18 protein-coding genes, 3 tRNA genes and 4 rRNA genes are annotated in these 21,590 nt (G+C 56.0%); 13 read left to right on the forward strand and 12 right to left on the reverse strand.

Annotated elements, in window-relative coordinates:
• Positions 1-11: 11 nt before the first annotated feature.
• From rsmB to def, 3 genes are read right to left on the reverse strand one after another with little or no spacing between them, the layout of a single operon-like run.
• Entirely contained in the window at positions 12-1,298 is a 1,287-nt protein-coding gene (rsmB, locus tag AC6I8F_RS01805; RefSeq protein WP_238561428.1) for a 16S rRNA (cytosine(967)-C(5))-methyltransferase RsmB, read from the reverse strand.
• A gap of 45 nt (positions 1,299-1,343) precedes the next feature.
• Positions 1,344-2,288: a methionyl-tRNA formyltransferase gene (gene fmt, locus AC6I8F_RS01810; RefSeq protein WP_058759898.1), complete on the reverse strand. Its 945-nt coding sequence runs from the start codon at positions 2,286-2,288 to the stop codon at positions 1,344-1,346.
• Positions 2,289-2,309: 21 nt separating this feature from the next.
• Positions 2,310-2,822 (reverse strand): peptide deformylase, encoded by a 513-nt coding sequence (gene def / locus AC6I8F_RS01815; protein WP_021508231.1) that lies wholly within the window; start codon positions 2,820-2,822, stop codon positions 2,310-2,312.
• A 115-nt stretch (positions 2,823-2,937) separates the two neighbouring features.
• Between def and dprA the strand changes: the two genes are divergently transcribed.
• Genes dprA through AC6I8F_RS01845 form a run of 6 tightly spaced genes read left to right on the forward strand, consistent with a single transcriptional unit; the run spans position 2,938 to position 6,724 of the window.
• Positions 2,938-4,062 (forward strand): DNA-protecting protein DprA, encoded by a 1,125-nt coding sequence (gene dprA, locus AC6I8F_RS01820; protein ID WP_059011752.1) that lies wholly within the window; start codon positions 2,938-2,940, stop codon positions 4,060-4,062.
• On the forward strand, positions 4,034-4,507 hold the full coding sequence (gene smg, locus AC6I8F_RS01825) for a DUF494 family protein Smg (protein WP_031279836.1): 474 nt from the start codon (positions 4,034-4,036) through the stop codon (positions 4,505-4,507). Before dprA ends, smg begins: the two co-directional genes overlap by 29 nt.
• 24 nt (positions 4,508-4,531) lie before the next feature.
• Complete coding sequence (locus tag AC6I8F_RS01830) at positions 4,532-5,080, forward strand: DNA topoisomerase family protein (protein WP_031279837.1); 549 nt, start codon at positions 4,532-4,534, stop codon at positions 5,078-5,080.
• Positions 5,081-5,082: 2 nt separating this feature from the next.
• Complete coding sequence (tsaC, locus tag AC6I8F_RS01835; RefSeq protein ID WP_059011753.1) at positions 5,083-5,658, forward strand: L-threonylcarbamoyladenylate synthase type 1 TsaC; 576 nt, start codon at positions 5,083-5,085, stop codon at positions 5,656-5,658.
• 2 nt (positions 5,659-5,660) lie between these two features.
• A complete protein-coding gene (gene aroE / locus AC6I8F_RS01840; RefSeq protein WP_059011755.1) occupies positions 5,661-6,479 on the forward strand; it encodes a shikimate dehydrogenase in 819 nt (272 codons plus the stop codon).
• Entirely contained in the window at positions 6,476-6,724 is a 249-nt protein-coding gene (locus tag AC6I8F_RS01845; RefSeq protein WP_058759902.1) for a DUF1488 family protein, read from the forward strand. Before aroE ends, AC6I8F_RS01845 begins: the two co-directional genes overlap by 4 nt.
• Here AC6I8F_RS01845 and AC6I8F_RS01850 read toward each other — a convergent pair.
• Positions 6,700-7,254, reverse strand: coding sequence for a gamma carbonic anhydrase family protein (locus AC6I8F_RS01850; protein WP_059011757.1), 555 nt, complete (start codon positions 7,252-7,254; stop codon positions 6,700-6,702). The two genes, AC6I8F_RS01845 and AC6I8F_RS01850, sit on opposite strands and share 25 nt — an antisense overlap.
• A gap of 492 nt (positions 7,255-7,746) precedes the next feature.
• Between AC6I8F_RS01850 and AC6I8F_RS01855 the strand changes: the two genes are divergently transcribed.
• The 7 genes from AC6I8F_RS01855 (at position 7,747) to rrf (AC6I8F_RS01885) (ending at position 13,343) form a co-directional block, all read left to right on the forward strand.
• A 16S ribosomal RNA gene (locus AC6I8F_RS01855) occupies positions 7,747-9,288 on the forward strand.
• A 74-nt stretch (positions 9,289-9,362) separates the two neighbouring features.
• A tRNA-Ile gene (locus AC6I8F_RS01860) sits at positions 9,363-9,439 on the forward strand.
• Between the two features lie 149 nt (positions 9,440-9,588).
• A tRNA-Ala gene (locus tag AC6I8F_RS01865) sits at positions 9,589-9,664 on the forward strand.
• Positions 9,665-9,862: 198 nt separating this feature from the next.
• Positions 9,863-12,766: ribosomal RNA gene (locus tag AC6I8F_RS01870) — 23S ribosomal RNA — on the forward strand.
• Between the two features lie 223 nt (positions 12,767-12,989).
• Positions 12,990-13,105 (forward strand): 5S ribosomal RNA (gene rrf / locus AC6I8F_RS01875).
• A gap of 14 nt (positions 13,106-13,119) precedes the next feature.
• Positions 13,120-13,195 (forward strand) — tRNA-Thr (locus tag AC6I8F_RS01880).
• A gap of 32 nt (positions 13,196-13,227) precedes the next feature.
• A 5S ribosomal RNA gene (rrf, locus tag AC6I8F_RS01885) occupies positions 13,228-13,343 on the forward strand.
• Together the 16S, 23S and 5S rRNA genes with 3 tRNA genes alongside form the textbook arrangement of a ribosomal RNA operon.
• 150 nt (positions 13,344-13,493) lie before the next feature.
• Here rrf (AC6I8F_RS01885) and AC6I8F_RS01890 read toward each other — a convergent pair.
• The 8 genes from AC6I8F_RS01890 to prmA all read right to left on the reverse strand — a co-directional run bounded on the left by AC6I8F_RS01890 (position 13,494) and on the right by prmA (position 21,589).
• The gene (locus AC6I8F_RS01890; RefSeq protein WP_283342576.1) at positions 13,494-14,255 is read right to left on the reverse strand and encodes an amino acid ABC transporter ATP-binding protein; all 762 of its coding nucleotides are present in this window, start codon (positions 14,253-14,255) and stop codon (positions 13,494-13,496) included.
• Positions 14,256-14,263: 8 nt separating this feature from the next.
• Entirely contained in the window at positions 14,264-15,364 is a 1,101-nt protein-coding gene (locus AC6I8F_RS01895) for an amino acid ABC transporter permease (protein WP_058759888.1), read from the reverse strand.
• Positions 15,365-15,379: 15 nt separating this feature from the next.
• Positions 15,380-16,558 carry an amino acid ABC transporter permease gene (locus tag AC6I8F_RS01900; protein ID WP_021508165.1) on the reverse strand — a complete coding sequence of 393 codons (1,179 nt, stop codon included), beginning with the start codon at positions 16,556-16,558 and terminating at the stop codon, positions 15,380-15,382.
• 66 nt (positions 16,559-16,624) lie between these two features.
• Positions 16,625-17,650, reverse strand: coding sequence for an amino acid ABC transporter substrate-binding protein (locus AC6I8F_RS01905; RefSeq protein WP_058759887.1), 1,026 nt, complete (start codon positions 17,648-17,650; stop codon positions 16,625-16,627).
• Positions 17,651-18,187: 537 nt separating this feature from the next.
• A complete protein-coding gene (gene fis, locus AC6I8F_RS01910; RefSeq protein ID WP_003855228.1) occupies positions 18,188-18,484 on the reverse strand; it encodes a DNA-binding transcriptional regulator Fis in 297 nt (98 codons plus the stop codon).
• Positions 18,485-18,508: 24 nt separating this feature from the next.
• Positions 18,509-19,474, reverse strand: coding sequence for a tRNA dihydrouridine synthase DusB (gene dusB / locus AC6I8F_RS01915; RefSeq protein ID WP_040679767.1), 966 nt, complete (start codon positions 19,472-19,474; stop codon positions 18,509-18,511).
• 309 nt (positions 19,475-19,783) lie between these two features.
• Positions 19,784-20,512 (reverse strand): carbonic anhydrase, encoded by a 729-nt coding sequence (locus AC6I8F_RS01920; protein ID WP_498028776.1) that lies wholly within the window; start codon positions 20,510-20,512, stop codon positions 19,784-19,786.
• Between the two features lie 195 nt (positions 20,513-20,707).
• Positions 20,708-21,589, reverse strand: coding sequence for a 50S ribosomal protein L11 methyltransferase (prmA, locus tag AC6I8F_RS01925; RefSeq protein ID WP_058759886.1), 882 nt, complete (start codon positions 21,587-21,589; stop codon positions 20,708-20,710).
• Position 21,590: the final 1 nt, after the last annotated feature.

The following is a 21,590-nucleotide window of genomic DNA, read 5'->3' on the forward strand; positions in this document are numbered from 1 at the left end:
TGTGCGCTGCACTATTTTTTCATCAGCTTAGCGTAGAAGAAACCGTCGCCGCCATCGATGGCAGGGAAAACCTGCCAGCCGTTAAGTTGCCCCTGTGGCAGTGCCTGCGGCACCGCATCGTCATGCGTCGCGAGGAAAGCCTCGATCTGCTGCTGGTTCTCCTGCGGCAGCACTGAGCAGGTGGCATAAAGCAGCGTACCGCCCGATTTCAGGCGTGGCCAGATGGCCGCCAGAATCTCACGCTGTAGCGCGGCGAGTTCGTCGATATCGCGATCGCGGCGTAGCCATTTGATATCCGGATGGCGTCGAATAACGCCGGTGGCCGAGCAGGGCGCATCCAGCAGGATGCGGTCGAATTGCTGCTCGTCGCACCAGGCCGCTGGCGTGCGGCCATCGCCCTGACGCACGTCAGCCTGCATCCCCAGACGCTGCAGGTTTTCCGTCACGCGCGACAGGCGCTGCGCATCGATATCCACCGCCATCACGCGGGCCTGCGGCGCAATTTCGAGAATATGGGTGGTTTTGCCGCCGGGTGCAGCGCACAGGTCGAGAATGGTTTCGCCGTTTTCCGGCGCCAGCAGCAGGGCACAACGCTGAGCAGAGAGATCCTGCACCGTCACCCAGCCCTGCTCAAAGCCTGGCAGCTGACTGACCGGAGCCGGAGCTTCAAGACGCAGCGCGTCCGGCGCGTCAGCACCAAACGCATTTTGATTCTGCTGGGTTAATAACGCCAGCCAGGCGTCACGGCTGTGATGCTGACGATTCACGCGCAGCCACATTGGCGGTCGCTGATTGTTTGCTTCCACAATCTGCTGCCACTGCTCCGGCCACGCGGTCTGCAGCCGTTTCAGCAGCCAGCCCGGATGCCAGTAGCGCTGCGGGCCCTGATTGACCTCCGCCAGCAGTGCGTCCTGCTGACGCTGGAACTGACGCAGCACGCCGTTAAGCAAGCCTTTCAGATTTGCCCGCTTCAGTGCTTCAGCCCCGGCCACGGTTTCTGCCAGCGCGGCGTGCGGCGGAACGCGGGTATACAGCAGCTGATACAGGCCCACCATTATCAGATAGTGCAGCACGCGCTGTTTGCCGGTTAACGGCCGCGCCATCAGCTTATTAATCAACGCTTCCAGCTGCGGCAGCGTGCGCGTCACGCCAAAACACAACTCCTGCAGCAGCGCGCCATCGTTGTTTGCCAGCGTTTTTTGCGCAGCGGGCAGAATCGCGCTCAGCGATTCCCCTTTATCCACCACGCGTTCAATCAGTTGCGCGGCAAGGCTGCGCAGGTTGGTCGCTTTTTTCATATTCATTCATCAAACAAAAAGCCCGGCGGAAACCGGGCTGGAGAATCAGGCCAGAACGGTGCCGGGTGTAAACCATTCACGACGCGAATTGAGCAGATCCTGCGCCGCCATGGCTTTTTTGCCGGCAGGCTGCAGTGAGAGCAGATTCAGCACGCCATCAGCGGTCGCGATCTGGATGCCGTGTTTGTCAGCCTGCAGAATTTCTCCCGGCTGGGCGCTGCGGTGCGGTAATACGCTGGCCTGCCAGACTTTGACCGGCTGATCGTCGATGAGGAAATAACTCACCGGCCACGGATTGAAGGCGCGAATGCACCGTTCCAGCTGAACAGCAGAGAGCGACCAGTCAAGACGTGCCTCTTCTTTGCTGAGCTTTTCCGCGTAAGTTACCAGAGTCTCATCCTGCACTTCGGGCTGCGCGCTGCCGGCGGCCAGCAGACTGAGCGTGGTCAGCATCCCCTGCGGGCCCAGCTGCGCCAGCTTGTCGTACAGCGATGCGCTGGTATCGTCGGCATTAATCGGGCAGGTTATTTTGTGCAGCATATCGCCGGTATCCAGACCCACGTCCATCTGCATGATGGTCACACCGGTTTCGTTATCGCCGGCCCACAGTGAGCGCTGAATCGGCGCCGCACCGCGCCAGCGCGGCAGCAGCGAGCCGTGTACGTTGATGCAGCCAAGGCGCGGCATCGTCAGCACCGCCTGAGGCAGGATCAGACCATAAGCGACGACCACCATCACATCAGCCTGCAGTCCGGCAACCAGCTGCTGATTCTCTTCCGGCTTCAGGGACTTTGGCTGAAACACGGGAATATCATGCGCCTGAGCCAGCACTTTTACCGGGCCCGGCGTGAGTTTGTTGCCACGTCCGGCAGGGCGGTCGGGCTGAGTAAAGACGCCAACCACCTGATGCTCAGAAGCAAGCAGCGCGTCGAGATGACGCGCTGCGAAGTCAGGAGTACCGGCAAAGATGATTTTTAACGGTGCAGACACAGTTCAACCTTCTGTTCGCTCTCAGGATGCGCGCGCATTCTGGCGGGCCAGTTTTTCCAGTTTCTGTTTAATACGCTGACGCTTCAGCGGCGACAGATAATCGATAAACAGTTTACCGTCGAGATGGTCGATCTCATGCTGAATGCAGATCGCCAGCAGACCATCGGTTTCCAGCTCGAAGCTGTTACCGTCGCGATCCAGCGCGCGCACTTTGACCCGCTCGGCACGCGGCACAAACGCCCGCTGTTCCGGGATCGACAGGCAACCCTCTTCGATACCAGTTTCGCCGCTTTTTTCCAGCAGCTCCGGGTTAATCAGCACCAGGCGCTCTTCGCGGCTTTCAGAAACATCAATCACGATGATGCGCTGGTGAATATCCACCTGCGTCGCCGCCAGACCAATGCCTTCTTCGGCGTACATGGTCTCAAACATATCGTCGACAATACGCTGAACGTCAGCATTCACAGCCGCAACGGGTGCAGCAATTTTGCGAAGGCGATCGTCAGGGAAATGTAATACCTGCAAAACTGACATAAATATCCAGATCTGTATGCGTTAAAGAAAAGATTACTGCCTCATATTGTAGACTTTTTGGGGCCTGATTGACAGCATTGTGCCGCATCAGAGCACGGCTGACAGGGAGCGCAGCATGGAACGCAGTGAAAGGATTATCAGGCTGACTTACGTCTGGGGTTTAAGCGGTGAGCGCGCCCATCAGTTCATCATGGCGCTTCTGGCCGCCAGCCACGTTGACGACGCGTGGCTGCAGCAGCACGGGCTGGACGACACGCAGCGGCAGCAGTTTCTCGCCCTCTGTCCACGCCAGCTGGAAAAAACGCAGCGCTGGCTGCAACAGGCGCAACATCATCTGATTGCCTGCACCGATGCACATTATCCCGCCCGTTTGCGGGAAATCAGCCGCTATCCGGCTGCCCTTTATATAGCGGGCGACCTCTCTGCACTCGCGACACCGCAACTGGCGGTGGTCGGCAGTCGTCACTGTTCGCCGTATGGCAGAGAATGGGGCAGCTGGTTTACCCAGCAGCTGGCGCTAAGCGGTTTGACCATCACCAGCGGGCTGGCGCGCGGTATTGATGGCGTGGCGCATCGTGCCGCGCTGGAAGTGCAGGGCAAAACCCTGGCCGTGCTGGGCAGCGGGCTGAATCATCTCTATCCGAAAAGCCATCAGCCGCTGGCACAGGAGATTATCGCCAACGGCGGCGCGCTGGTTTCAGAACTGCCGCTGTCGATGGCGCCCCATGCGGTAAATTTTCCGCGGCGTAATCGTATTATCAGTGGCCTGAGTCATGGCGTGCTGGTGGTTGAAGCGTCACTGAAGAGCGGCTCGCTGGTAACGGCGCGCTATGCGCTGGAACAAAACCGTAACGTGTATGCGCTGCCTGGCGCGCTGGGTAACCCTGGTTGTGAAGGCACGCACTGGCTGATTCAGCAGGGGGCGCTGCTGGTGGCGCATCCCAACAATATCCTTGAGGATTTGCATTCTGCCCTGCATTGGTTGCCGGCCAGCATCTCAGAAACAATATATTCACAACTCAGTGATGATGTGCCATTGCCATTTCCCAGCGTGTTGGCTAACGTAGGTGATGAGGTTACACCTGTTGACGTCGTCGCTGAACGTGCCGGCCAACCTGTGCCAGTTATCGCAGCGCAATTGCTGGAGCTGGAGTTAGCAGGATGGATCGCAGCTGTACCCGGCGGCTATGTCCGATTGAGGAGGGCATGCCATGTTCGACGTACTTATGTACTTGTTTGAGACGTATATCCACAACGAGGCTGAAATGCGCGTTGACCAGGATAAATTGACCGATGACTTAACCGATGCCGGTTTTCATCGCGAAGATATCTACAATGCGTTGAATTGGCTTGAGCGGTTAGCGGATTATCAGGATGGCCTGGTCGCGCCAGTGTTGCTGGCTAACGATCCGCTCTCCATGCGAATCTACACGGAAGAAGAGAGCCAGCGTTTAGATGCCGAGTGTCGTGGTTTTATTCTGTTCCTGGAGCAAATCCAGGTGCTGAATATGGAAACGCGCGAAATGGTCATCGAACGGGTTATGGCGCTTGATACGCTGGAATTCGATCTGGAAGATCTCAAATGGGTGGTGCTGATGGTGCTGTTTAACATCCCCGGGTGTGAAAATGCCTATCAGCAGATGGAAGAACTGTTATTCGACGTCAATGAAGGTATGCTGCATTAATTTGCGATTAATGCATTCGGTAATATGAGTAAACCAGCACTATTTACCGTGCGTAAACACGATCCCTGCCCCGCCTGCGGGGCAGAATTAGTGATACGTGCCGGCAAACACGGGCCTTTTCTCGGCTGTGTGAATTATCCAACCTGCGACTATATCCGCCCGCTGAAAAGTCAGGGTGATGGCCATATTGTCAAAGTGCTGGAAGGCCATGCCTGCCCGCAGTGTGGTGCGGACAAAGTGCTGCGCCAGGGGCGATTCGGCATGTTTGTCGGCTGTAGCCACTATCCGGAGTGTGATTACACGGAAACCATCGATAAGCCGGACGAAACCGCAATTGCCTGCCCGCAGTGCGCCAGCGGCAAGCTGGTGCAGCGCCGTTCACGCTATGGCAAAACCTTCCACGCCTGCGATCGTTATCCCGACTGCCAGTTCGCGATCAACGCCACGCCGCTGGAAGGTGTCTGCCCCCATTGCCAGTTCCCGTTATTAATAGAAAAGAAAACCGCACAGGGCATGAAGCGCTTCTGCGCCAGCAAACGCTGCGGCAAGCCCATCGCCCAGGATGAAGAGTGATCATGAACCAGAGCCAGCATGCACCCGGAAGCCTCGACTTCTGCATCGAACAACTTCAGCAACAGCAAGTGATTGCTTACCCTACCGAAGCCGTATTCGGCCTTGGCTGCGATCCGGACAGCGAAAGCGCGGTGATGGCCCTGCTGGAGCTGAAACAGCGCCCGGTAGAAAAGGGGCTGATCCTGATCGCCGCTGATTATGCGCAGCTCGAGCCTTATATTGCCGATCGCGAACTCACCGTGCTGCAGCGCGAACGTATGTTTGCCAGCTGGCCGGGTCCGGTCACCTATGTGGTGCCTGCTTCGCCGCATACGCCGCGCTGGTTAACCGGCCGCTTTGATTCGCTGGCGATTCGCGTCAGCGATCATCCGCAGGTTCAGGCGCTGTGTCGCGGATTTGGCAAGCCGCTGGTCTCAACCAGCGCGAATTTAACCGGTCAGCCGCCGTGCCGCAGTGCTGCCGAAGTGGCAGAGCAGTTTGGCCCGCAGTTTCCGGTATTGCAGGCGGCCACCGGCGGTCGCCTGAATCCTTCTGAAATCCGCGATGCCATCAGCGGTGAACTCATTCGTCAGGGCTGATTATGGAAAAGTTTGCCGTTTTTGGTCATCCCATCGCCCACAGCAAATCTCCGTTTATTCACGCCGCTTTTGCTGAGCAGACCGGTATTGAACATCCTTACGGACGCATCTGCGCACCGCTGGAAGGGTTCCCGCAGGCGATAGAGGCGTTTTTTGCGGCCGGTGGCAAAGGCGCCAATGTTACGCTGCCGTTTAAACAGCAGGCATGGGAGTTCGCGGATGAGCTCAGCGAACGCGCGGCGTTGTCCGGCGCGGTAAATACCTTAAAGAAGCGAGCCGATGGTTCGATTCTGGGTGATAACACGGACGGCATCGGCCTGCTGAGCGATCTGCAACGGCTGCTGCTGATCCGGCCGGGCGATCGCATTCTGCTGGTGGGTGCGGGCGGAGCGGCGCGTGGGGTGATCCTGCCGCTGCTCTCGACGGGCTGCGCGCTGGTGGTAGTTAACCGCACGGCAGAACGCGCGCAACAGCTGGCTGAGCTTTTCCAGCACAGTGGGGCGATCCAGGCGATGAGTTTTGATCAACTGGCCGGCGAACGTTTTGATCTGATCATCAATGCCACCTCCAGCGGCGTAGCGGGCGACGTGCCGCCGCTGCCGGTTACGCTGATTGATGCGCAGGTGCGCTGTTACGACATGTTTTATCAGCAGGGGCTGACGCCATTTCTGGCGTGGTGCCAGCAGCACGGCACACAGCAGCTGGCGGATGGACTTGGCATGCTGGTGGGCCAGGCGGCGCATGCGTTTCAGCTGTGGCATGGTGTTATGCCGGAGATCGCGCCGGTCATCGATCAACTTAAACAGGCGATGCAGGCATGAACCAGGCTATCCAGTTTCCCGATCGGGAAAGCTGGGACGCAGTCCGGCAGGCGGTGCTGTTCCCGGTATTAGTGAATGGTATGGGACTGACCTGCGCAATATCGCTGCCGGCGCTGCAGCAGCGTTTTGGTGCCGGAGAGGCGATGGCGCTGTTTAGCGCGCATCGCTGGGATCTGGAGGAAGAGGCCGAGCAGTTGCTCCGGGCGGAACAGGCCGACGATCAGGGCTGGCTGTGGCTGCCCTGAGCCAGATATTCATCTTTCCAGCCGACATAATTGCTGGCGGAGTAAAGCAGTCCGGCTATTTCCGCTTCGCTTAGTGGTCTGATCTGCTTCACCGGGCTGCCTAAATAGAGATAGCCGCTTTGCAGGCGTTTACCGGGTGGCACCAGGCTGCCGGCGCCAATCATCACCTCATCTTCGACGATCGCACCATCCAGCAGGATCGAGCCCATACCCACCAGTACGCGGTTGCCAATGGTGCAGCCATGCAGCATTGCTTTATGGCCCACCGTTACGTCTTCACCGATGATCAATGGAAAGCCATCGGGATTACTGCTGGATTTATGCGTAACGTGCAGCACGCTGCCATCCTGGATATTGCTGCGTTTACCAATCACCACTTTATTCACGTCACCGCGGATTGCTACCAGTGGCCAGATGCTGACATCATCAGCCAGTTCGACTTCGCCAACGAGCACGCTGCTGCTATCCACCATCACACGTTCGCCGGTATGGGGAATATGTTGCTTATAAGGGCGCAGGGCTACAGACATTCTATTTCTCCTTTTCTGATGTTTCCCGCTAGCCTGCGGCTTCCGGTGCGGGTAAACAAGCTGATTTTTGCGCGGATCGCTCGCGATCGCAGCGAAAAGAGTGAAAACTCGCCAGTCGATAAAAAAGATCGAAAAAAGGGGTTGTGCAAAAAATCCGGATCCCTATAATGCGCCACCACTGAGACGGCAAAGCGGCAACGCAGGCGGCTCAGCAGGGCGTGAAGTGATTCACCCCGCCGGAGAAAAACGCTGAAAAAAGTGTTTGACTCTGAAGGAGGAAAGCGTAATATACGCCACCTCGCGACAGCAGGCCGAACGCCGCGTCGCACCGCTCTTTAACAATTTATCAGACAATCTGTGTGGGCACTCGCAGGATTGATATCAGCGTCTCCGGACGTAAAAAAATATCAAGTCTTTGCTGAGTGAACACGTAATTCATTACGAAGTTTAATTCACAGAGCATCGCTGCACTGGTTGCAGCAAATCAAACTTAAATTGAAGAGTTTGATCATGGCTCAGATTGAACGCTGGCGGCAGGCCTAACACATGCAAGTCGAACGGCAGCACAGAAGAGCTTGCTCTTTGGGTGGCGAGTGGCGGACGGGTGAGTAATGTCTGGGAAACTGCCCGATGGAGGGGGATAACTACTGGAAACGGTAGCTAATACCGCATAACGTCGCAAGACCAAAGTGGGGGACCTTCGGGCCTCACACCATCGGATGTGCCCAGATGGGATTAGCTAGTAGGTGGGGTAATGGCTCACCTAGGCGACGATCCCTAGCTGGTCTGAGAGGATGACCAGCCACACTGGAACTGAGACACGGTCCAGACTCCTACGGGAGGCAGCAGTGGGGAATATTGCACAATGGGCGCAAGCCTGATGCAGCCATGCCGCGTGTATGAAGAAGGCCTTCGGGTTGTAAAGTACTTTCAGCGGGGAGGAAGGCGGTGAGGTTAATAACCTTGCCGATTGACGTTACCCGCAGAAGAAGCACCGGCTAACTCCGTGCCAGCAGCCGCGGTAATACGGAGGGTGCAAGCGTTAATCGGAATTACTGGGCGTAAAGCGCACGCAGGCGGTCTGTTAAGTCAGATGTGAAATCCCCGGGCTTAACCTGGGAACTGCATTTGAAACTGGCAGGCTTGAGTCTCGTAGAGGGGGGTAGAATTCCAGGTGTAGCGGTGAAATGCGTAGAGATCTGGAGGAATACCGGTGGCGAAGGCGGCCCCCTGGACGAAGACTGACGCTCAGGTGCGAAAGCGTGGGGAGCAAACAGGATTAGATACCCTGGTAGTCCACGCCGTAAACGATGTCGACTTGGAGGTTGTGCCCTTGAGGCGTGGCTTCCGGAGCTAACGCGTTAAGTCGACCGCCTGGGGAGTACGGCCGCAAGGTTAAAACTCAAATGAATTGACGGGGGCCCGCACAAGCGGTGGAGCATGTGGTTTAATTCGATGCAACGCGAAGAACCTTACCTGGCCTTGACATCCAGAGAACTTAGCAGAGATGCTTTGGTGCCTTCGGGAACTCTGAGACAGGTGCTGCATGGCTGTCGTCAGCTCGTGTTGTGAAATGTTGGGTTAAGTCCCGCAACGAGCGCAACCCTTATCCTTTGTTGCCAGCGATTCGGTCGGGAACTCAAAGGAGACTGCCGGTGATAAACCGGAGGAAGGTGGGGATGACGTCAAGTCATCATGGCCCTTACGGCCAGGGCTACACACGTGCTACAATGGCGCATACAAAGAGAAGCGACCTCGCGAGAGCAAGCGGACCTCATAAAGTGCGTCGTAGTCCGGATTGGAGTCTGCAACTCGACTCCATGAAGTCGGAATCGCTAGTAATCGTAGATCAGAATGCTACGGTGAATACGTTCCCGGGCCTTGTACACACCGCCCGTCACACCATGGGAGTGGGTTGCAAAAGAAGTAGGTAGCTTAACCTTCGGGAGGGCGCTTACCACTTTGTGATTCATGACTGGGGTGAAGTCGTAACAAGGTAACCGTAGGGGAACCTGCGGTTGGATCACCTCCTTACCTGAAGATACCTTCCCGCGAAGTGCTCACACAGATTGTCTGATAGAAAAGTAACGAGCAGAAAAAACCTCTACAGGCTTGTAGCTCAGGTGGTTAGAGCGCACCCCTGATAAGGGTGAGGTCGGTGGTTCAAGTCCACTCAGGCCTACCAGATTTCTTCTCATGCCGCGTTATGTTTCCGGCTCGCATAGTTCACTATGCTTCGCGAAAACATGCCTTGCCTGAGACGAAATCACATTTCCCGTGTGAGAAACGTGACTCCTGGTGAGTGGATGTAGATGGTCTCTGCAGTGACTGTATGGGGCTATAGCTCAGCTGGGAGAGCGCCTGCCTTGCACGCAGGAGGTCAGCGGTTCGATCCCGCTTAGCTCCACCATTACAGTACTGAAACTTACTTCAGAGTATACCGGCGACGGTGTGCTGCGAAGTATTTGCTCTTTAACAATCCGGAACAAGCTGAAAATTTGAAACGACGCGTCGTATTCATTCTCCGTAATAAGAATGAAATGGCGATGCGTTCGGGTCTCTCAAATGCTTGCAGTCTGCAGCGTTGCAAAACGCCTGTGGGTTGTGAGGTTAAGCGACTAAGCGTACACGGTGGATGCCCTGGCAGTCAGAGGCGATGAAGGACGTGCTAATCTGCGAAAAGCGACGGTAAGGTGATATGAACCGCTACAGCCGTCGATGTCCGAATGGGGAAACCCAATGCACTTGTGCATTATCGTTAACTGAATACATAGGTTAACGAGGCGAACCGGGGGAACTGAAACATCTAAGTACCCCGAGGAAAAGAAATCAACCGAGATTCCCCCAGTAGCGGCGAGCGAACGGGGAGCAGCCCAGGACCTGAATCAGCTTGTGCATCAGTGGAAGCGTCTGGAAAGTCGCGCGATACCGGGTGACAGCCCCGTACACGAAGATGCACAGGTTGTGAGTCCGACGAGTAGGGCGGGACACGTGGTATCCTGTCTGAACATGGGGGGACCATCCTCCAAGGCTAAATACTCCTGACTGACCGATAGTGAACCAGTACCGTGAGGGAAAGGCGAAAAGAACCCCGGCGAGGGGAGTGAAACAGAACCTGAAACCGTGTACGTACAAGCAGTGGGAGCACCTTTAGGGTGTGACTGCGTACCTTTTGTATAATGGGTCAGCGACTTATATTCTGTAGCAAGGTTAACCGCATAGGGGAGCCGAAGGGAAACCGAGTCTTAACCGGGCGTTAAGTTGCAGGGTATAGACCCGAAACCCGGTGATCTAGCCATGGGCAGGTTGAAGGTTGGGTAACACTAACTGGAGGACCGAACCGACTAATGTTGAAAAATTAGCGGATGACTTGTGGCTGGGGGTGAAAGGCCAATCAAACCGGGAGATAGCTGGTTCTCCCCGAAAGCTATTTAGGTAGCGCCTCGTGAACTCATCTCCGGGGGTAGAGCACTGTTTCGGCTAGGGGGCCATCCCGGCTTACCAACCCGATGCAAACTGCGAATACCGGAGAATGTTATCACGGGAGACACACGGCGGGTGCTAACGTCCGTCGTGAAGAGGGAAACAACCCAGACCGCCAGCTAAGGTCCCAAAGTCATGGTTAAGTGGGAAACGATGTGGGAAGGCACAGACAGCCAGGATGTTGGCTTAGAAGCAGCCATCATTTAAAGAAAGCGTAATAGCTCACTGGTCGAGTCGGCCTGCGCGGAAGATGTAACGGGGCTAAACCATGCACCGAAGCTGCGGCAGCGACACTATGTGTTGTTGGGTAGGGGAGCGTTCTGTAAGCCGCTGAAGGTGTGCTGTGAGGCATGCTGGAGGTATCAGAAGTGCGAATGCTGACATAAGTAACGATAAAGCGGGTGAAAAGCCCGCTCGCCGGAAGACCAAGGGTTCCTGTCCAACGTTAATCGGGGCAGGGTGAGTCGACCCCTAAGGCGAGGCTGAAAAGCGTAGTCGATGGGAAACAGGTTAATATTCCTGTACTTGGTGTTACTGCGAAGGGGGGACGGAGAAGGCTAGGTTATCCGGGCGACGGTTGTCCCGGTTTAAGCGTGCAGGTGTGAAGACCAGGCAAATCCGGTCTTCTTTAACACTGAGGCGTGACGACGAGCCGCTACGGCGGTGAAGTAACTGATGCCCTGCTTCCAGGAAAAGCCTCTAAGCTCCAGGTAACACGAAATCGTACCCCAAACCGACACAGGTGGTCAGGTAGAGAATACCAAGGCGCTTGAGAGAACTCGGGTGAAGGAACTAGGCAAAATGGTGCCGTAACTTCGGGAGAAGGCACGCTGGCGCGTAGGTGAAGGGACTTGCTCCCGGAGCCGAAGCCAGTCGAAGATACCAGCTGGCTGCAACTGTTTATTAAAAACACAGCACTGTGCAAACACGAAAGTGGACGTATACGGTGTGACGCCTGCCCGGTGCCGGAAGGTTAATTGATGGGGTTATCCGCAAGGAGAAGCTCTTGATCGAAGCCCCGGTAAACGGCGGCCGTAACTATAACGGTCCTAAGGTAGCGAAATTCCTTGTCGGGTAAGTTCCGACCTGCACGAATGGCGTAATGATGGCCAGGCTGTCTCCACCCGAGACTCAGTGAAATTGAAATCGCTGTGAAGATGCAGTGTACCCGCGGCAAGACGGAAAGACCCCGTGAACCTTTACTATAGCTTGACACTGAACATTGAGCCTTGATGTGTAGGATAGGTGGGAGGCTTTGAAGCGCGGACGCCAGTCTGCGTGGAGCCATCCTTGAAATACCACCCTTTAATGTTTGATGTTCTAACGTAGGCCCGTAATCCGGGCTGCGGACAGTGTCTGGTGGGTAGTTTGACTGGGGCGGTCTCCTCCCAAAGCGTAACGGAGGAGCACGAAGGTTGGCTAATCCTGGTCGGACATCAGGAGGTTAGTGCAATGGCATAAGCCAGCTTGACTGCGAGAGTGACGGCTCGAGCAGGTGCGAAAGCAGGTCATAGTGATCCGGTGGTTCTGAATGGAAGGGCCATCGCTCAACGGATAAAAGGTACTCCGGGGATAACAGGCTGATACCGCCCAAGAGTTCATATCGACGGCGGTGTTTGGCACCTCGATGTCGGCTCATCACATCCTGGGGCTGAAGTAGGTCCCAAGGGTACGGCTGTTCGCCGTTTAAAGTGGTACGCGAGCTGGGTTTAGAACGTCGTGAGACAGTTCGGTCCCTATCTGCCGTGGGCGCTGGAGAATTGAGGGGGGTTGCTCCTAGTACGAGAGGACCGGAGTGAACGCACCGCTGGTGTTCGGGTTGTCATGCCAATGGCACTGCCCGGTAGCTAAGTGCGGAAGAGATAAGTGCTGAAAGCATCTAAGCACGAAACTTGCCCCGAGATGAGTTCTCCCTGACCCTTTAAGGGTCCTGAAGGGACGTTGAAGACGACGACGTTGATAGGCCGGGTGTGTAAGCGCAGCGATGCGTTGAGCTAACCGGTACTAATGACCCGTGAGGCTTAACCTTACAACGCCAGAGGCGTTTTGGTCTGAGAGACCGAAAGAATTTTCAGCCTGTGACGGATAAAGAATCAGCTTTGTTCTGCGGACGCGAGTCCGGAGGATTTCGCGCTGAGGCGAGGCGGCAAGCGAAGGAAAGGAAGGAGCATACACGAGTATGTGACTGACTTTGCGAGCGCGGCCAACGCGGCATCAGTGCGAAAGACGCGGGACAGGGCACAAAGAATTTGCCTGGCGGCAACAGCGCGGTGGTCCCACCTGACCCCATGCCGAACTCAGAAGTGAAACGCCGTAGCGCCGATGGTAGTGTGGGGCCTCCCCATGCGAGAGTAGGGAACTGCCAGGCATCAAATTTAGTGTGCTGATATGGCTCAGTTGGTAGAGCGCACCCTTGGTAAGGGTGAGGTCCCCAGTTCGACTCTGGGTATCAGCACCAGTTATGGCATGAGTTCGGTTTAAAAGAATTTGCCTGGCGGCAACAGCGCGGTGGTCCCACCTGACCCCATGCCGAACTCAGAAGTGAAACGCCGTAGCGCCGATGGTAGTGTGGGGTCTCCCCATGCGAGAGTAGGGAACTGCCAGGCATCAAACACGAAAGCCCTGAACATCTGTTCAGGGCTTTTTTGTTTTCCGCGATGACCTTTATCTCAATAAACGCTCAATAAAATCCACAGGCATAAAAAAAGCCCCTGCCATGCTGGCAAGGGCTGAATGATGCGGCTAATCGTGTTCGCTTAGTGGATAACCTGCGACAGAAACGCCCGGGTCCGCTCGGATTTTGGATTCGCAAAGAACTCATCCGGCGGCGCCATCTCGACAATTTCACCGCGATCCATGAAGATCACCCGATCGGCAACCGTACGCGCAAAGCCCATCTCATGCGTCACACACAGCATCGTCATCCCGTCTTCCGCCAGACCGATCATGGTATCCAGCACCTCTTTAACCATCTCAGGATCGAGCGCGGAGGTGGGCTCATCGAATAACATAATCTTCGGCTTCATACACAGCGAACGGGCGATGGCCACGCGCTGCTGCTGTCCGCCAGAGAGCTGCCCGGGAAACTTATGGGCATGCTCAGCAATGCGCACGCGCTGCAGATAGTGCATCGCCAGCTCTTCGGCCTCTTTCTTTGGCATCTTGCGTACCCACATCGGTGCCAGCGTGCAGTTCTGCAGAACGGTCAGATGCGGGAAGAGATTGAAGTGCTGAAATACCATGCCGACTTCAGTGCGCACGCGTTCAATATTGCGTACATCATCATTCAGGTGGATGCCGTCTACGACAATCCGTCCCTGCTGATGCTCTTCCAGGTGGTTGATGCAGCGAATGGTGGTGGATTTACCGGAACCCGAAGGGCCGCACAGCACGATACGCTCGCGCGGTTTCACCTGCAGGTTGATATCTTTCAGCACGTGGAATTGACCGTACCATTTGTTCACGTTTTCGAGCGTAATCATCATGGCGTTAGCCGCCGTTGTCATTGTTTGTGTCATGTAAAACCTCAGTGCGATTTACGCCCGGTGTGGAAGCGCTTCTCCAGATACTGGCTATAGCGCGACATGCTAAAACAGAAAATCCAGTAAACCAGTGCAGCGAAGACATAGCCTTCGGTCGACATACCCAGCCATGTAGGGTCGACGGTTGCCTGCTGCACGCTACTGAACAGATCGAACAGGCCGATGATGATCACCAGGCTGGTATCTTTAAACAGCGCGATGATGGTGTTCACCAGACCAGGAATGGTCAGCTTGAGCGCCTGCGGTAAAATCACCAGCGCCTGGGTTTTCCAGTAGCCGAGCGCCAGCGACTCTGCCGCTTCGTACTGGCCTTTAGGCAGGGCCTGCAGCCCGCCACGCACCACTTCGGCGACATACGCCGACTGGAACAGGATCACGCCAACCAGCGCACGCACCAGTTTGTCTATCGTGGTGCCTTCCGCCATAAACAGCGGCAGCATCACTGAAGACATGAACAGCACGGTAATCAGCGGTACGCCACGCCAGAACTCAATGAAAATCACCGACAGGGTGCGCACCACCGGCATTTTAGAGCGACGACCCAGCGCCAGCAGAATGCCGAGCGGCAGCGCCCCGGCAATGCCGACAGATGCGATAATCAGCGTCAGCGTCAGGCCGCCCCACTGGCGCGTTTCCACGCGATCCAGCCCGAAATAGCCGCCGTACAGCAGCAGCCAGACAACCACCGGATAGATCACCGCCCAGCAGGCGATATAGCGGCCACGGCGCGGCATCGATTTGATAAACATCGGCACAATCGACAGCAGACCAATCACCAGCGCCAGATTAATGCGCCAGCGCAGCTCATGCGGATAGAGCCCGTACATGAACTGGCCAAAGCGCGCGTGGATAAAGACCCAGCAGGCGCCCGCTTTCGTACAGTCCGCTCGGGTTTCGCCAATCCAGTTAGCCTGGAAGATCAACCAGTTCAGCGCCGGCGGGATAACGCTCCAGATAATCCACAGGCTGAGTAACGTGAGCAGCGTATTCAGCCAGCTGGAGAACAGGTTTTTACGCGCCCAGAGCCAGGCTTTACCCAGTGGATTGCCCGACACCGGCGGCGTTTCGTGTGTGGTCACAGACATAATGGTTCCGTTCTCTTAACGCTCAACCAGCGCAATTTTGCGGTTATAGAGGTTCATCAGCAGCGAAATGAGCAGACTGATAATCAGATAAACCGCCATGGTGATGGCAATGGTTTCAATTGCCTGGCCGGTCTGATTCAGTACGGTGCCGGCAAACAGCGACACCATATCCGGATAGCCGATCGCGGCCGCCAGCGAGGAGTTTTTTACGATGTTAAGGTACTGGCTGGTGAGCGGCGGGATAATCACGCGCATCGCCTGCGGAATGATCACCTGACGCAGCGTAACCGGGTTGGGCAGCCCGAGCGAACGTGCCGCTTCGCTCTGACCATGCGGTACTGACTGAATCCCGGCGCGAATCACCTCAGCAATAAAGGAAGAGGTGTAGATCGACAGTGCCAGCGTCAGCGCTGCCAGTTCCGGAATCATGGCAAAGCCACCGCGGAAGTTGAAACCGCGCAGCTCGGGCACATCCCAGTGCGTGGCGGCACCAAACAGCGTATGGGCGATCAGCGGCAGCAGCACAATTAAACCGGCCGCAGCGGGCCAGGTGCGGCGCAGCTGACCGGTTTTCAGCTGATGCTTGCGGTTGAAGCGGAACAGCGCGGCGCTGGCGGCGATGGCAATCGCCAGCGCGATCAGGAATGGCCAGGTGCCGGGTGCATACTCCGGCCACGGTATATACAAACCGCGGTTGCTGACAAAAGCCAGATCGAACGCGTTCAGCGCCTGACGCGGGCCCGGCAGATTGCGCAGCACGGCAAAGTACCAGAAGAAGATTTGCAGCAGCGGCGGGATATTACGGAACGTCTCGATATAAATGGTCGACAGCTTGCGCAGCAGCCAGTTATCCGACAGGCGCGCCAGACCGATGGCGAAGCCGAGGATGGAGGCGAAGACAATACAGAGCGCGGAGACCAGCAGGGTGTTGGTTAACCCGACCATAAACACGCGCGCGTAGGTATCACCTTCGCTGTAATCGATCAGATGCTGGACGATGCCGAAACCGGCGTTGCGCTCAAGAAAGCCAAAGCCGGAGGTGATACCGCGATTGGCAAGGTTGATCACCGTGTTGTGGATCAGATAACCCACCACAGCAAACACCGCCACAATCGCGACAATCTGGTAAAGCCAGGCGCGAACCGTAGGATTACCGAACGAAAAATCCCTTTTCACGGTTGGGCGTTGCGACATGTTAAAACCTCAGTGAAGAATACGCGTGGGCACCGCAGGATGCGGTGCCCGACTGGCAGAAAACGATTAACGCACTGGCGGAGCGTACTGGATGCCGCCCTGGTTCCAGAGCGCATTCTGGCCACGTGCAATTTTCAGCGCGCTGTCTTTACCGACGTTACGATCGAAAACTTCCTGATAGTTACCAACCTGTTTGATGATGTTGTACGCCCATTTGTTGTCGAGCTTCAGGTCTTTACCGAAATCACCTTCAGCGCCCAGCAGGTGTGCCATATCTGGCGTGGTAGGTTTCGCCGCCATCTCATCGACGTTCTTCGAGCTGATGCCCATCTCTTCGGCATTCAGCATGGCGAACAGCGACCATTTCACGATGGTGAACCAGTCATCATCACCGCGACGGACGACCGGGCCCAGCGGCTCTTTCGAAATCACTTCTGGCAGTACGATAAAGTCATCCGGCTTGCCCAGCTTGATGCGCAGCGCATACAGCTGTGACTGGTCAGAAGAGAGGGTATCGCAGCGGCCGCTATCCAGCGCTTTGGCAGACTCATCAGAGCGGTCGAAGGTGACCGGCGTGTACTGCATTTTGTTAGCTTTAAAGTAGTCGGCCACGTTCAGCTCGGTATCGGTACCGGCCTGGATACACACGGTGGCACCATCCAGCTCTTTGGCACTTTTCAGACCGGCTTTCTTATGGGTCAGGAAGCCGATGCCGTCATAATAGTTTACGCCGGCGAACAGGAAGCCCATGCCGCCATCGCGTGATGAGGTCCAGGTGGTGTTACGCGACAGGATATCCACCTCGCCTGACTGCAGCGCAGTGAAGCGCTCTTTGGCGGTCAGCGGGGTGTATTTTACTTTGCTGGCATCGCCGAAGACCGCAGCGGCAGCGGCGCGGCACACGTCAACATCGATACCGGTGAATTTGCCGCTGGCGTCAGCGTAGGAGAACCCTGGCAGACCATCGCTGATACCGCACTGTATAAACCCTTTCTTCTTAATGGCGTCCAGCGTGGTGCCTGCGTGCGCCTGCTGGGTCACGGCGAACAGTGAGGCGGCAGCAATCAGGGTGGAAAGCATCATCTTTTTCATAAAGCATCCTGTGTGGCGAGATCGTGTGTTGTTATGTTTGCGCGCACTTTACTGTGCGCTTATTTCTTTCTGTGGCGTTTAGCCATCCACGACACTGCAAAGCTGATGCCAGGTTTGCAGAATCCTGAATTCACTGGAAAGATCTTTTAATAAACGGACGTATCCGGAAAGTTGTCGCTACTATCGCGCACCAAAAGGCAGCATGACGAGTCGCCACGATCACAAATAGTGCAAAAAGTTTCACTATATGGAAGCAGTGTGAGCTAACGCTCATGAACAGGTGTACGGCAAAGTGGAATTACCGCTGAAGCGGTTCAGGATCACAAACAAAGCGGGCTGAGGGGCGATCAGGAGGTTTTTTTCTGCGCAAAAACAGGGCAGGGCAGCGGCCCTGAGAGAGATGAGTTATCACGCCGGCGATTGCAACTATCGTTACCATTTTGACGATAATCGTTTCACGCGGTGTTAACGCACAAACAGCAGCAACAAAAACGCCAGCCCAGAGGCTGGCGTTATCGCAGCAAGGAACCAGAACGCTTAGTTCATGCCGTATTTTTTCAGCTTCTTACGCAGCGTACCGCGGTTGATGCCCATCATCAGGGCAGCGCGGGTCTGGTTGCCACGGGTATACTGCATCACCATGTCCAACAGAGGCTGCTCGACTTCAGCCAGTACCAGCTCATACAGGTCACTTACATCCTGACCGTTCAGTTGAGCAAAATAGTTCTTCAGTGCCTGTTTAACCGAATCACGCAGAGGCTTTTGCGTCACCTGATCCTGTGAGTTAACGGTAGAAACGGTCAGTACGTCAGAATTTACGCGTTGTTCGAACATAGTTCTTTCAGCTCTTTATTTCGTTTACGCAAGATTTTCGAAGTATGCCTCCAACGCCTCCAGCTGTTCGCTGGCATCCTCTATGGCGTTGAATGTGCGCCGAAACTGGTCGTCAGGGGCACTTTCCTGCAAATACCAGGAAACGTGTTTTCGGGCAATACGGTATCCCTTGCGCTGACCGTAAAAGTCGTGCAGCTCCCGTATGTGTCCAATCAGCATATGCTTCACTTCAGCCAGCGGCTTCGGTGCCAGCAGCTCCCCTGTGTCCAGATAATGCTGGATTTCCCGGAAGATCCACGGTCTTCCCTGAGCAGCGCGTCCCACCATCAGAGCATCGGCTCCGGTGTAGTCGAGCACTGCCCTGGCTTTGTGCGGGTCAGTAATGTCACCATTCGCGATAATCGGAATAGCGACGCTCTGCTTAACTGTCCGAATGCTGTCGTATTCAGCTTGCCCTTCAAACAAACAGGCGCGCGTGCGGCCATGAATGGTCAGGGCCTGAATACCACAGCGTTCAGCCAATTGGGCAATCTCTACACAATTACGATTTTCTTTGTCCCAGCCGGTGCGAATCTTCAGCGTAACCGGTACATCGACTGCGTTCACCACCGCACGGAGGATTGACTCCACCAGCTGCGGATGCTGCAGCAGCGCTGAACCTGCCATCTTACGATTCACTTTTTTAGCCGGGCAGCCCATGTTGATGTCGATAACCTGTGCACCGGACGCAACATTAATGCGCGCGGCGGCGGCCATCTCATCGGGATCGCAACCCGCAATTTGCACGGCGCGAATACCGGGCTCGTCACTATGCACCATACGCAAACGCGATTTGTCACTGGCCCAGACTTCCGGGTTCGATGACAGCATCTCGGAGACAGTCATACCGGCGCCGTTGTCATAACACAGGGTGCGAAATGGCTTGTCGGATACTCCGGCCATAGGCGCAGCGATGAGTCGATTACGTAGCTGGTGATGTCCAATGCGCATGAAAAAGAAGTGACCCTAACTGTTCGCAAGGCGGCGTATATTACGCATTTTTTCCGGAAGATGAAAGGCCAAACTTTGAACAATTCGCCGTTTAAGATCAGGGAAATGGGGCTTAGCAGCGGGATATTCATCATTACTTGTTTAAATTCAGTGCATTACAAAAAATACGCTGAAATTGTGAGCAAAAGTTTTTCCAAAAATATGCGCTGAATCACAACATAAAAACCGCCACTTCCGCGAATCGGCAAGAGAAATGGCGGTGATTTGATTGAAAAGTGAACGCTTTATTTACGTTTAGTGAGTATTTCGTTACTCAACCACCAGCCGGCCATTGAGCGGCTGCACCGGGCGGCTGTTACCGTGTTCACCTAGCACCGCGCTGAAGGCCTGCAGCTGCTGTGCGGAAGCCGTTACCGGTTGCTTCATCACCAGCCAGCGCACGCCTTCACTGCACGGTGGCGTGGTGAGTGAACCGCTGAAGCGGTAGTAACGGCGATCGGCGGGTAGCAGTGGCGTAATATCGACATCCTGCTGCAGCGTAGCCGGCTGATTGACCTGCGCCGGCAGCGTATCCAGCAGCGTCGTCAGTACCGGATTTGCCGCACCGGCTTCGAACATCACCCCGATGACCGCCAGCTGCTGCTGCTCGTCACTGAATACAAAGTGGCCCTCAAGCGGATAGCGTTTGCCGTCGATCAGGTTTTCGCTCGGGGTATGGAAGTGGAACTGCTTCAGCGTGAAGGTCTCGCCGTCCAGCGTCAGCGTATCGCCCTGCTGCAGGTTGATCTGCACGGTGTGGCCGTTGTCAACAATCGCGGCCTGGCGCGCCTGCAGTTCCAGCGTCAGCGCCGGCAGACTGGCATGCAGCGCCTGGCGAATATCAATCGGCGACTGATTCACGCCCTGCTTGCAGACGTGAAAATCAGGGGACAGGTCGCCCCACTGCTGTGGCTGAGCATAATCCCAGGCGGCAGCCTGAACGTGAGCAAAAGGCGCTGCTGCCAGCAGCAGAGCGATCAGTGTGTGTTTGCTTTTCATCATCATTTATTCACTAAGCGATATATCAATGTTATGTGCCGCGCACGGCACGGTTAACAGGGATAGCGCTATCGCCTGGTGCAGCAGTCTACTGATTTCAATGTAAAGAAACGGCAGGAAAACGGGGCTGGCGGGGATTTGAGACAGGTCTCAGGCGGGCAAAATCGGGCCAGCAGTCGCTGGCCCATGCGTCGGTTAGCGGCGCACGCCAGTGATGCGACACCACTCTTCTTTTTCCGCCACGGCGTCCAGCGCAAAACGCTCCGCATAGGCTTCACACACGCTTTCCGCCTGGCTGGCCAGCACGCCGGACAGGCCGAGATGGCCGCCAGCTTTCGGCAGCACGCTAATCAGCGGCGCCAGTTCGCGCAGCGGACCGGCGAGGATATTGGCGACCACCACATCCGCCTGCAGGTTTTCCGGCTGCTGGTGCGGCAGATACAGCGACAGGCGGTCGGCCACGCCGTTGCGCTCCGCGTTATCGCGGCTGGCCTGGATCGCCTGCGGATCGATATCAATGCCGATCGCCTGGGCTGCACCGAGTTTCAGCGCGGCGATGGCCAGAATGCCGGAGCCACAGCCGAAATCGATCACCGTTTTGCCCTGCAGATCGAGACCATCCAGCCAGCTCAGACACAGCGACGTAGTGGGATGGGTGCCGGTACCAAAGGCCAGACCGGGATCAAGCATCACGTTGACTGCATCCGGATCCGGCACGTCGCGCCAGCTGGGACAGATCCACAGGCGTTCACCGAAGCGCATCGGATGGAAGTTATCCATCCATTCGCGCTCCCAGTCTTTATCCTCGATCTGTTCGATCTTATGGCGGAAACCCGATCCCAGCAGCGGATGCTGGCTCAGTTCAGCCACCACATCGTCCATGGCGGTTTCCGCGTCGAACAGGCCAGTCACATCGGTATCGCCCCACAGGCGGGTTTCACCTGGCAGCGGCTCATACACCGGGTTGTCGTGCGTGTCCTGAAAGGTGACCGACACCGCACCGGCGTCCATCAGCGCGTCGCTGAGGGTTTCGGCGTGCTCGCCGGTGCTGTTAATTTTGATTTGAATCCATGGCATA

The organism is gamma proteobacterium symbiont of Axiagastus rosmarus, assembly GCF_059730925.1.

What these genes read in the sequence shown, in the direction of transcription:
- rsmB (WP_238561428.1), bottom strand. Translation starts at nt 1,298, where the DNA reads ATGAAAAAAGCGACCAACCTGCGCAGCCTTGCCGCGCAACTGATTGAA.
- def (WP_021508231.1), bottom strand. Translation starts at nt 2,822, where the DNA reads ATGTCAGTTTTGCAGGTATTACATTTCCCTGACGATCGCCTTCGCAAA.
- dprA (WP_059011752.1), top strand. Translation starts at nt 2,938, where the DNA reads ATGGAACGCAGTGAAAGGATTATCAGGCTGACTTACGTCTGGGGTTTA.
- smg (WP_031279836.1), top strand. Translation starts at nt 4,034, where the DNA reads ATGTTCGACGTACTTATGTACTTGTTTGAGACGTATATCCACAACGAG.
- AC6I8F_RS01830 (WP_031279837.1), top strand. Translation starts at nt 4,532, where the DNA reads ATGAGTAAACCAGCACTATTTACCGTGCGTAAACACGATCCCTGCCCC.
- tsaC (WP_059011753.1), top strand. Translation starts at nt 5,083, where the DNA reads ATGAACCAGAGCCAGCATGCACCCGGAAGCCTCGACTTCTGCATCGAA.
- aroE (WP_059011755.1), top strand. Translation starts at nt 5,661, where the DNA reads ATGGAAAAGTTTGCCGTTTTTGGTCATCCCATCGCCCACAGCAAATCT.
- AC6I8F_RS01845 (WP_058759902.1), top strand. Translation starts at nt 6,476, where the DNA reads ATGAACCAGGCTATCCAGTTTCCCGATCGGGAAAGCTGGGACGCAGTC.
- AC6I8F_RS01850 (WP_059011757.1), bottom strand. Translation starts at nt 7,254, where the DNA reads ATGTCTGTAGCCCTGCGCCCTTATAAGCAACATATTCCCCATACCGGC.
- AC6I8F_RS01890 (WP_283342576.1), bottom strand. Translation starts at nt 14,255, where the DNA reads ATGACACAAACAATGACAACGGCGGCTAACGCCATGATGATTACGCTC.
- AC6I8F_RS01895 (WP_058759888.1), bottom strand. Translation starts at nt 15,364, where the DNA reads ATGTCTGTGACCACACACGAAACGCCGCCGGTGTCGGGCAATCCACTG.
- AC6I8F_RS01900 (WP_021508165.1), bottom strand. Translation starts at nt 16,558, where the DNA reads ATGTCGCAACGCCCAACCGTGAAAAGGGATTTTTCGTTCGGTAATCCT.
- AC6I8F_RS01905 (WP_058759887.1), bottom strand. Translation starts at nt 17,650, where the DNA reads ATGAAAAAGATGATGCTTTCCACCCTGATTGCTGCCGCCTCACTGTTC.
- fis (WP_003855228.1), bottom strand. Translation starts at nt 18,484, where the DNA reads ATGTTCGAACAACGCGTAAATTCTGACGTACTGACCGTTTCTACCGTT.
- dusB (WP_040679767.1), bottom strand. Translation starts at nt 19,474, where the DNA reads ATGCGCATTGGACATCACCAGCTACGTAATCGACTCATCGCTGCGCCT.
- AC6I8F_RS01920 (WP_498028776.1), bottom strand. Translation starts at nt 20,512, where the DNA reads ATGAAAAGCAAACACACACTGATCGCTCTGCTGCTGGCAGCAGCGCCT.
- prmA (WP_058759886.1), bottom strand. Translation starts at nt 21,589, where the DNA reads ATGCCATGGATTCAAATCAAAATTAACAGCACCGGCGAGCACGCCGAA.